We start from the raw sequence: 11,686 nt of genomic DNA on the forward strand, positions 1-11,686 counted from the left end.
AAAGATATGAACTTTTTTGCTTCTCCTATAACACACAAACCCACTGCCGTTACGGTTAGCCAGTTTGCGTGTTATAGGAGTAAATTTCATTTATTTGGCTAAAAGCAGTTTTTGCAGGTAGCGTTTAGTAGAAGTTCGCAGCTGCAATAAGTACATACCGGCTGGTTTATTACCAGCTTGCCATTCTAATTCATATTTGTGATCTGCTTTTGCTTCGCCCTGAAATAAAGTTGCTATTTCCCGCCCTTGGCTGTCGTATACCTTTACTTCTGCTGCTTGGGTTTGGGGTAAAGTGAAGCTTACTCTAACTTGTTCTTTCGCCGGATTCGGGTAAACTTTAAATAGGTTTACTTCTGTTTTGGCAGCTTCTTCTGTTGCAGTTTCTTCTCTAACAGCTACCATCGAGGTAGTTAATGGTGCTACTTTCACGAGCCAGTAATCCGTGCCTCCCTGGCTTGGCTGCGTTTTGTTGCCGCTTATTCCGGAGGTAGACTTTCCGCCTAAAATATAACCTCCATCAGCGGTTTGCCGAACGGTACGCAATTCCTCATAGCTATTCCCCCCGAAGCGTTTGTCCCATTCTTTTACTCCCTTGTCATTGGTCTTCACGAGCCAGTAATCACTGCTGCCCCAACTAGTCTGCGTCTTGTCGCCACTAATGCCCGAGTAAGAGCTACCACCCAGCACATATCCCCCATCTTTGGTGATACTAATCGAGCGCAGACTTTCCTGCTGACTACCCCCAAAACGCTTGTCCCAGAGTTTATTGCCCTCCGGGTTAATTTTGAGCATCCAGTAATCGGTACCGCCTTGGCTTTCCTGGGTTTTCTCGCCGCTCACCGGCGAATTACTATGACCCGCTATGAAAAAGTTGCCGCTGCTGGTACCCGTACTGCCTAAGGACAGGAGAACATCTTCTTTCGTGCCGCCATACCGCTGATCCCAGATTTTTACGCCTTCTCCCGTAATGCGTACCAGCCAGTAATCGTTACTGCCCCGGCTCGATTGGGTTTTATCGCCGCCGATCCCCGACACGGACGTACCGCCCAGTAAAAAGCCCCCGTCTAGGGTGAGGGCCAGATCCGCAAAGGCATCGTTCAACAAGCCGCCAAACCGCTTGTCCCACTGCTTGGTACCGGTAGTGGATATTTTAAGAATCCAGTAATCCTGCGCGCCCTGGCTACCCTGACTTTTATCCCCGCTGGCCGGCGAACTGCTGGTGCCCGCTAATATATACCGTCCCGAAGGCAGTTGCAGTACTTTCTTGAGTTCGTCGTAGCCGCTGCCGCCAAAACGTTTGTCCCATTCTTTGTTGCCCTGAGCATCTATTTTTACGACCCAGTAATCCCGGTCGCCGCGGCTAGCCTGGCTCTTGTCGCCACTTACGCCCGACAAGGAGCTACCCCCGAGTAAGTACCCACCATCCTGGGTTTGAATTAGGTTGGTTAAGAAATCATCGCCGGAGCCGCCGTAGCGTTTATCCCAGAGCTTTTTACCGTTTTTATCACTTTTTACAATCCAAAAATCATTTTTACCCCAACTACTCTGGCTTTTATCGCCGCTTAGGCCCGAGTTGGTGAAGCCACCGTATAAGTAACCGCCATCCAAGGTAGGAATAACACCGGTGAAGTTGTCATCTTCTGTTCCGCCAAAACGCCGGTTCCAGGCGGTATTTACCATAATATCTTCTTTCAGTTTTACCCCCCAATAATCACTAAAATTAAAGTCTTTGCTCGCTTCGGTTTTATCGCCGTTGATACCGGTATTAGAATATCCTCCTAGCAGGTAAGCCCCATCGCCGGCGGCCTGCACCGATACTAAAATATCGTTCCGGTTACCACCAATCGTTTTATCCCAAAGTTTATGGCCGTTGGTATTTATTTTTACTACCCAAAAATCTCTTTCTCCTTTATTCGGCCCGGTTTTCTCGCCACTCACTCCGGATTCGGAAGAACCGCCCAGAATATAGCTGCCATCATTGGTTTGAAGGATAGAAGAGATGAAATCCAGTTTGGTGCCGCCCAGCGTTTTATCCCAGACTTTGGTACCATCGGCCTTGAGTTTCACTACCCAATAATCCGAGGGGAATAAGTCGGGAATTTCTTCGATATCTCTAAGCCCCTCGGATTTATCACCACTAATGCCCGAAGCCGAATTACCGCCTAGAATATAGCCGCCGTCCGGAGTTTGCTGCACCACCTCTAATCGGTCGTAAGAACTTCCGCCAATGGTTTTATCCCAAACTTTGGTACCGCTGGCATTTAGCTTGACAATCCAGTAATCTAAAGCGCCTTTACTAGCCTGGGTCTTATCGCCGCCGATCCAATCGGTATAGCCCCCCAGAATATAGCCGCCATCGCTGGTTTGTTGCAAAGAAGCGAACTCATCATCTCCCGCACTCCCTATCGTTTCATCCCATTCTTTGGAGCCATCGGCTTTTAGCTTCACAATCCAAAAATCCGTACCGCCTTTAGCTGCTTGTGATTTATCGGCGGAGGCACCGGAAGAAGAACGCCCTCCCAGTATATACCCGCCATCGCTGGTTTGTTGCAAGGCTTCTAAGTGGTCGTTTTGGTTGCCGCCGTAGGTTTTATCCCAGACTTTAGATCCATCTGCTTTTAACTTTACTACCCAATAATCAACACTCCCTCTATTTCCTTCGGATTTATCGCCGCTGATACCCGAAGCAGAATACCCCCCTACAATATAGCCCCCATCGCCGGTTTGTTGGATAGAACTTAAAATTTCGCCCGCATTGCCGCCCAAGGTTTTATTCCAGGCTTGGGTGCCATCGGCGTTTAGTTTGACAATCCAGTAATCGTTTCCCCCTCTGGATGCTTGCGATTTATCGCCGCTAACTCCCGAAGCGGAATAGCCTCCCAAGAGATAGCCCCCATCGCTGGTCCGGATAGTTGTTCGAAGAAAGTCATAATTATCGCCGCCAATGGTTTTGTCCCAGAGGATAGATGCCTGGCCCCGGGTAACCATTGTAGAACTACCGACCAGAAGCCAAGTCAAGTAAAAGAGGCGCCAATAATAAGCAAACGGATGATTTTCCCAAATCCCGTTGCCCCGCAATAATAGTGCTTTCATGTTATTGTAGTTTAAAGAGCGAGAGGAGTAAATAACTACTTGAGTTATAAAATTTAAAGTTCCGGAAACTAGCGGGTAGCAAGGATTACTTATTAAATTAATAATCGAGGGCCTTTCACCCTTAACTAATTGCCTGGGCAGAATTACTAGTAAGAAGCAGTAGGTAACGAGTATGCTGGTACAATGCTCTACTACTCTTACTAAACCGTTTGCGCAAAATTCAGAAATGCAAAAAATCCATTATCCGAAAAAATTTATGATAATGACAGGAGAGCAAATACGTTAAGCTTTATTTTTATAAATAAACAGATACTCAATTGAGAAAAATAGAGAAATACTTTTAAATATATTATTTTTTCACTTAAAGCTTCTACTATTCTCTTTAAAAAATCTTGGCTTACAAAACGGTTTAGTAGCTGATTCGGAAGTAAACACACACACTTTTCCCACTGCAAGAATAAACCGCCAAAATTGACCAAATAGAGCTATTATTCCCTATCCATTCATTGCCTTAAAAAATCAAAGCCGGTCAGAGTAATTTCTAGCCGGCTTTAATTTTTAAGGAAAGTGGTATTTACTTAGTGAGCAGTAGTTTCTGTTGTCGGCGAAGAGTTGGGGTTTGCAATTGCAGCAGATATACACCGGCAGCTTTCGTACCCGCTTGCCATTCTACCTGGTACCTTTGCTTGGCTTTAGCTTCTTCGTAGAATAAATTACCGACTTCTCTACCCTGACTGTCGTAGACTTTTACCTGGGCGCTTTGAGTTTGCGATAAAGTAAAGTTGATGGTAACTTTATTAGAAAAAGGATTAGGATACGCTAAAAGCTGTAATGGCTCTGATTTAATTGTTGCTTCTTCTCCTTCTGATACTTCTTTTCTGGCCGCCAGAAGTATGGTTTGTGGAGCTACTTTCACCAGCCAGTAATCGGAACCACCCTGGCTGGGCTGGGTTCTATCGCCACTTACCCCGGACTCCGACCGGCCACCTAAAATAAACCCGCCATCCGTAGTTTGGGCAGCCGTCCGGATTTCGTCGTAGCCACTGCCGCCAAAACGTTTGTCCCATTGTTGTACGCCGGTGCTGGAAGTTTTCACAATCCAATAATCACTGGAGCCTTGGTTGCCTTGGCTCTTGTCGCCGCTTACCCCGGACTCCGAGCGCCCCGCCAGTAAGTAGCCCCCATCGGCCGTTAACAGAATGGTACGCAAGCCTTCGTCACCGGTGCCCCCAAAACGCTTGTCAAACAACTTCTCCCCATTCCCATTTATCTTGAGCATCCAGAAATCTTTACCGCCTTGGCTGCTTTGGCTCCGGTCGCCGTTGGCGCCCGAAGTGCTGTGGCCGGCCAGAAAGAAGTTTCCCGTAGAGGTACCCGTACTACCTACATCCATTAAGTTATCCTCGCCGGTGCCGCCAAAACGTTTGTCCCACACCTTGGCGCCCGCACTATTTACCCGTACCAGCCAGTAATCGCTGTTGCCCCGGCTGGCTTGAGTTTTATCGCCACTCACGCCCGAAGGAGAACTCCCGCCCAACAAAAAGCCGCCGTCCAGGGTAAGCGCCAAGCCTTCCAGGTTTTCGTCCGCGGATCCGCCGTAGCGTTTATCCCACACTTTGGTACCCGTGCTGCTGATCTTTATTAGCCAGTAATCCTGACCACCCCGAGCCGCCTGGCTTTTATCGCCATTGGCCGGCGAGTTGCTCGTACCGGCTAGAATGAAGTGGCCGGAAGCTAATGGAATGATTTTTTTAAGTTCATCGGCGCCACTGCCGCCAAAACGTTTATCCCATTGCTTTACGCCCGTATTAGATATTTTAACGACCCAGTAATCGCGCCCGCCGCGGCTAGTTTGTGTTTTATCCCCACTGCGGCTGGACATTGAGGAACCGGCCAGGATATAGCCCCCATCCAGAGTTTGAATTAAAGCGTTCAGGAAATCATCCTCGGAACCACCATAGCGTTTGTCCCAGAGCTTTTTGCCAAGTTTATCACTTTTCACAATCCAGAAATCGTTTTTACCCTGGCTGCTTTGCGTTTTATCGCCGCCAATACTGGACGGAGAGTACCCGCCGGATAAGTAACCTCCGTCCGCTGTTTTAATTACGGTTGTAAAGCCTTCGTTACTTTTGCCGCCGTAGCGTAAGTTCCATTCCGTCCGAACTACTTCCGGGTCCTTAATCGTAATAGTATAATCTTCGGCTTCGCCGTACTCAAAGGAGGCACTTGATTCATAGTTGGTAAAAACGGGGCCGGAGTACTTAGATCGTACGCGCATCCGGGTCGAGCCTAAAGTGGCCGTAGCCGGAATGGTGATGGTGGCGGAAAACAGATTGGCGCCATCAGCAGGAGAAGCATAGACAAATTCACCGGCGTCATCAAAATCCTTATCATTATTATAGTCTATCCAAACCCCAAAATACTCGGCGTAATCAGCTGCCGCCTGCATAGTAAGACTGTAGTTTTGTCCTCTGTTAACGGTAGTAGTTAAAGTACCCACCGGATCATAACTCGTGTATCCCTTAGCCGTGCCGCTGCTGCAGGCGGAGTTATTATTAACTAAAGTATGAAAGCTGAAATTATTAATAAAAATGGCGTTGGTGGCGCACCCATCGGTATAAACAGGCAAATTATAATCTTTATTGGAAATGGAGTAGGAACCCAGAGTAGCATAATCGGAATTAGCGCCCAAAGCTCCCGTAGTGCCATCAATAGCCAGGTAATACGTACCGGCGGCTAAGGTGGTATCCAGCGTAGCCGATAAGGTACCGGGGTTAACCGTAGCTACTTCTATACCCGCTGAATTACGAAGAGAAAGATAGATGTCTAAATCCGGAAAATCAGGGGCAGGATTTACGGTTAGAGCAATAGGGCCGCCATGGTGGGTAAAAGTAAAAACATCTACGTCCGTCTGGGTAGAGATAATGCCCTTATTAGCGGCCGCCAATACAGTACCATTAACATCTTTTACCAGTGGGGTTGCCGTGTTTATCTCATTGCCATGGTCGTCGGGGCGGTAGCCGAAGCCATTGGCGGTTATTTTAGTAAGGTCGTCTTCGAGGTTATTTGCATTAGAATATTCTCCTTTGCTCCATTGAGTTAAAGGCACGTAATAACTGGCGCCCATTATGGGCGCCCAAAAGCTTTGGCCCTTAAAATATTCTTCCGGGGGTGAATTCCGGCCATCGTGCCTTAAATTTAAGGTATGGCCTACCTCGTGCGAACCCGCTTCGCCGGCGTACTTACTAGTGGTATTAAACACCCAACAAGGAGCTTCGTTATAAGTAATGCCTCCCCAGGTAAACGAACCAACATAAGCCGTACCTCCTACGGATTTAGGATACCAGCTTTCGGTAGGGGTAAACAAAACCCGTATGCGCCGATTGGGAGGAGCATTGTTAAAAACAATTTCGTTGGTGGTAACGTTAAGGGCAAACGGCCGGAAATCCTCACTCATTAATTTCCACACCTCGATTATTTCCGTTTCCGTTAGAGTAGAGGGGGCCGCTACAATAGGCTTTCCGTTAGTATAAGATTGATTCCAATTAGTATTGGTTATGGTTTGGCCATCAAAGTCGAGGTACACCACCGCGCCGGCGCCCGGTAAACTCTCTAGAACGGGCACAGCAGCCGGACTCAAGGCTTTGGCGCTACTTTGGCTCAAATTGCTTCCTGGTGATTTTGGGGCGGTAGGTTGCTTCACTTCCGGCAACCCAACGCATAGTACCTGGTCAATATCTTCTTCCAGCAAGTATACGGAACCATCGGGCGTAGAAGTATAGCGATAAAACGCCTTCTGGTCCAGCATAGTAATAGCGCCCGAAACTGCCTGATCGGTAATTTGCAGGTAAAAGCTACTGGACGGAGTATTATAGACAGTGCCGTAAAAAAATTCAGCGTTGCCTTGCTGCTCATTAAAGTTAAGTTTCAGTTTTAATGGTTGTTTACCTGGCAGGGCATGGCTTACTTGCGAGCCCGAGGCCTTACTATTATTTATTGCTGACTTAGCTCTGTTTCTATAAGTAGCCGCAACATCCTTTATCTTTCCAAGGTAGATTTTTTTTTGCGCGTAAGTAGAATTAATCGTGCTCCAGAATACGAGAATTAAGACAACCGCAAAGTAAAGTTTTTTCATAATGAAACAGTATTGAATTATTTTGTCAAGAATTTTTAGGTAAAAACGTGTCGTAAAAGCCTAAATAGAATAGTTGACGACAACAGAATAAGTATGCCGGAGAAGAACTTTTCGTTAAAAGTTAATCGGGATGGTAGACAACGAATATTTTTCCTACACTTTCTCTCATGCTGATTGTTAAAGAAACAACTGGGAGAAATGTAGAATAAAAGGCTCAGCTGGAGCATCCGGTGAGCAACAATTACGCGCTAACCAGGCTCATCCATACTCGCCCCAATAGAAACAACTGGTAGAATGGAGATAGACGTATTTACATAAGTTTGCTGATTAAATATTTAACAATAAAACGCCAGGAAGAATCGGGAAAGAGGCCCTGCCAACCTTGCGATTGATGCGGGCGACCTGCTGGAGGGTTAGCAAAAGTAGATAACTGCCTATCTAATTCCTACAAGTATAAACAGGTATTTTGGGTATAAAAGCTGGTATTTTGCTTTACTAATGGAAAAGATTCATTTGGCCGAGAAGGGGAGTTGAAAACGTAACACAATACCGAGCAAGAAGGTGATGCTCGTGCTATTTCAATTTAATTGGCAGAAATAAAGCTACTATTTATTCTAGCTTAACTACCTTTTTAACTTAAATCTCTAATTCATAATTTCTAAGTTTTTAATTTGGCGAAGCACCAGTTTATTCATTAACAGTAAAGTAGTTAGAGGCCAGCCTAGCTAAAAATTATAAAAACAAAGCTGACTAGTGCTAGCCAGCCTTGTTTTTGGCTCGCATCTTTTATTTAGTTAAGAGCAGTTTCTGTTGCCGGCGCAGCGTAGGAGTTTGCAGTTGCAGCAGGTACATGCCCGCAGCCTGTTTATTGACTAGCCATTTTATTTCATAGGTTTGATTGGCCTGTGCTTTGCCCTGGAACAAAGTAGTAATTTCCCGGCCTTGGCTGTCGTATACTTTTACTTGGGTAGTTTGGGTTTGCGGTAAAGTAAAATTAACGGTTACCTGTTCTTTAAAAGGATTCGGATAAGCTTGAAGCACGCTTAATTTTGTTTCATTTACCGGCTTAGTAAATCTTGTTGCTTCTCGGGCAGCTACTATGGCGGTAGTTTCCGGCGCTACTTTCACCAGCCAAAAATCCGCACCGCCCTGGCTGGGCTGCGTTCTATCGCCGCTCACGCCTGAAATTGATTTACCAGCCAGCAACAAGCCTCCATCCGGGGTTTTAATCACAGCCCGGAGTTCTTCGGCTTCGCTGCCACCGTAACGTTTATCCCACTGGTACATACCATCCGCATCCGTTTTCACGATCCAATAATCGCTCGATCCCTGGCTATTCTGGGTTTTGTTGCCGCTTTTGTTCGAGAAAGACTTACCGGCTAAAAGATACCCGCCATCGCTGGTCTGGACGCTAGCCCGTAGTTCTTCATCCAAGATACCGCCGAAACGCTTGTCCCAGATTTTCTCGCCGGTGCTGGTGAATTTAAGGAACCAGAAATCTTTGCCGCCCTGGCTGCCCCGGGTTTTGTCAAAGCCAGCGGGGGAGTCGCTTTGGCCCGAGATAAAATACTCACTGCCACTCTTACCTAAAGAATAGGCTTCGTCTTCGCCGCTGCCGCCGTAGGTTTTATCCCAGAGTTTAGTACCGTTCTTATCTAAACTGATCAACCAGAAGTCCTTGCCGCCCCGGCTTACTTCGCTTTTCTCGCCGTTGATGCCAGAGGCCGAAGTACCGCCCAGTAAGAAGCCCCCACCGGAAGTTTGCACAATACCGCCCAGTTCTTCGTTTAACGTACCGCCGTAACGTTTGTCCCAGATTTTAGTACCTGTACGGCTTACTTTTATCAACCAGAAGTCGGTACCTCCCTGGCTGCCCTGGCTTTTATCGCCCCCTGCCGGCGAGTTGCTGTAACCCGCTAAAATGTATTCGCCGGTGGGGAGTTGCAATACTTTCTTGAGTTCGTCGTAGCCGCTGCCGCCGTAGCGTTTATCCCATTGCTTTACGCCGGTACTGCTAATTTTTACTATCCAGTAGTCGCGATCGCCGCGATTAGATTGAGTTTTGTCGCCACCAATGCCCGATTGGGAAACTCCGGCTAAGAGGTATCCGCCGTCCTGCGTTTGAATAATGCGATTTAAATATTCGTGGTCGGAGCCGCCGTAAGTTTTATCCCAAAGTTTATTGCCGTTGGCATCGGTCTTTACAATCCAGAAGTCGTTCTTGCCCTGGCTGCCTTGAGTTTTGTCGCCGCTGATGCTGGAAGGCGAGTAACCGCCAGATAAGTAACCACCGTCGGAAGTTTTAATAATAGCGGTAAAGCCTTCATTACCTGTGCCTCCGTAACGAAGATTCCACTGAGTACTAGACACTAAAGGTTCTGCAACCGTAATGGTATAATCTTCCGTTTCGCCGTAATCGGTACTACCACACCATTCGGAACCGGAGAAGGTATTAAAATATTTGGTACTTACCCGCATCCGGTGTAATCCATCTGTTACATTTGTCGGAATGGTAATTGTACCGGAAAATGTACCCAATGCGGCTGAAGGAGATTTATAAACAAATTCTCCTGTATCAGCAAAATCGTTGTCATTGTTATAATCTATCCATACTCCATAGCTTTGCGCGTTGCTTCCATCTCCCTCCAAGCTAATGTTATAAGTTTGACCTCGATTAAGGACAGTAGTAAAGCTACCCATCGGACTGTAGTTGATATAGCTTTTGGTTTTTCCGTTACAACCCGAACTATTGTTAACTAAATTATTAAAACTAAAATTATTAATATAAATAAATTCGCTACACCCGTAAACAACAGCGGGCTCACAGTACGGATTGTAGGGCGTATCTAAGTTCTTAGCTTTCACTAACCAGTAATCAGCCCCCCCCCTTTTAGCTTCGCTCTTGTCCCCACTTATACCAGAAGTTGAATATCCCCCAAGTAAATACCCTCGATCTGGAGTAGCTATAACCGCCCTCAAGTAATCTTCTCCATTGCCACCGTAGGTTTTATCCCAAATGTTTACACCATCCCCGGTTATCTTAACAATCCAATAATCATAATTGGAATTTGAAGCCTCACTCTTATCTCCACCTTCATTTGACGAGGATTGCCCTCCTAATAAGAAACCTCCATCTGCAGTGGTTATGAAATCTTGAAAATAATCCGGACCATCACCACCTATTGTTTTATCCCAAAGCTTAGTGCCATCCCTATTTATCTTGATTACCCAGTAATCATAGTCTCCCTTACTTGCTTCGCTTTTCCCTTCTTCAATACCTGAATCGGATTGGCCTCCCAGTAAATAGCCTCCATCAGGCGTGGTTTCTATGTCGCAAAGATAATCTTGTCCAGTACCGCCATATTTTTGATCCCAAATCTTGGTGCCTTTGTCATCCAGTTTTACTACCCAAAAATTATAATCTGTTTCTTCCCAACTGAAAGTATTTGAATAGCCACCTAAAATATACCCCTTGTCACTGGTCTGTTGCACTAACGATAATATATCACTTCCCCAACCACCAATTGTTCTTTCCCAAACTATAGTTCCGTCAACACTTAGCTTCACCAACCAGTAGTCAGTATACCACGGCTTGCCTTTATTATCCTCAGATTTATCTCCACTGACGCCCGAATAAGAAGAACCGCCAAGAATATACCCTCCATCACTTATTTGTTGAACGGATTCTAATCTATCATTTTCTTCACCGCCAATTGTTTTGTCCCAAACCTTATTCCCGTTGGCATCTAATTTTACTATCCAATAGTCCTGCCCTCCTTTACCATCTTCACTCTTATCTCCACTTTTTGTAGAAGAATCTGAATAACCACCTAATAAATAGCCACCATCCTTGGTAATAGTTAATGCTTTAAGGTAATCATTGCCATTACTGCTAAAAGTTTTGTCCCAAATCTTATTTCCATTTGCATTAACTTTTACTACCCAATAGTCCTGATTGCCTAAACTAGGTTGAGACTTATCGCCTCCAACTCCTGAAGGAGAACTTCCACCAAGTAAATAACCCCCATCTGCCGTAGCAACTATAGAAGTAAATTCCTCGGACATACTACCTCCAAGGGTTTTATCCCATTCTTTGGTTTGAGCCGATGTTCTAGGAATTGGGCTAACAGCAAAGAATAAGAGTAGCAAGATGTTAAGTTTGGCAAATTTTATAAAAAAATAATTTAAATTCCGTTTTAGAAGAGATAAAAGTATTCTCATACGCTTTGTTGCAAATGTTTTTTAGGTGAAAAAAAGATTAATAAATATGGATGATAAATACAGTAATATATTGCTTTACAATAAATATACTATTAATAATTATTGATTTCCCCATACTATAATTGCATGTTTTACTACTTGAGAAATCATTCTCATATGGAGTCTGGTAAAGTTAGTAATGATAGCTTAGTTTAGGATTTACACTTATACATTCGGTTAATGGGAAGATTGTTACCT

3 protein-coding genes are annotated in these 11,686 nt (G+C 45.5%); all 3 read right to left on the minus strand.

Annotated features, from left to right (window positions below):
* Nucleotides 1-90: 90 nt before the first annotated feature.
* The 3 genes from AHMF7605_RS17485 to AHMF7605_RS17495 all read right to left on the minus strand — a co-directional run bounded on the left by AHMF7605_RS17485 (nucleotide 91) and on the right by AHMF7605_RS17495 (nucleotide 11,377).
* A complete protein-coding gene (locus tag AHMF7605_RS17485) occupies nucleotides 91-3,093 on the minus strand; it encodes a T9SS type A sorting domain-containing protein (RefSeq protein ID WP_106931347.1) in 3,003 nt (1,000 codons plus the stop codon).
* A gap of 574 nt (nucleotides 3,094-3,667) precedes the next feature.
* Nucleotides 3,668-7,228: a GEVED domain-containing protein gene (locus tag AHMF7605_RS17490; RefSeq protein ID WP_106931348.1), complete on the minus strand. Its 3,561-nt coding sequence runs from the start codon at nucleotides 7,226-7,228 to the stop codon at nucleotides 3,668-3,670.
* A 786-nt stretch (nucleotides 7,229-8,014) separates the two neighbouring features.
* Entirely contained in the window at nucleotides 8,015-11,377 is a 3,363-nt protein-coding gene (locus tag AHMF7605_RS17495) for a GEVED domain-containing protein (RefSeq protein ID WP_158267548.1), read from the minus strand.
* Nucleotides 11,378-11,686 lie beyond the last annotated feature (309 nt).

The organism is Adhaeribacter arboris (genome assembly GCF_003023845.1).
Taxonomy (GTDB): Bacteria; Bacteroidota; Bacteroidia; order Cytophagales; family Hymenobacteraceae; genus Adhaeribacter; species Adhaeribacter arboris.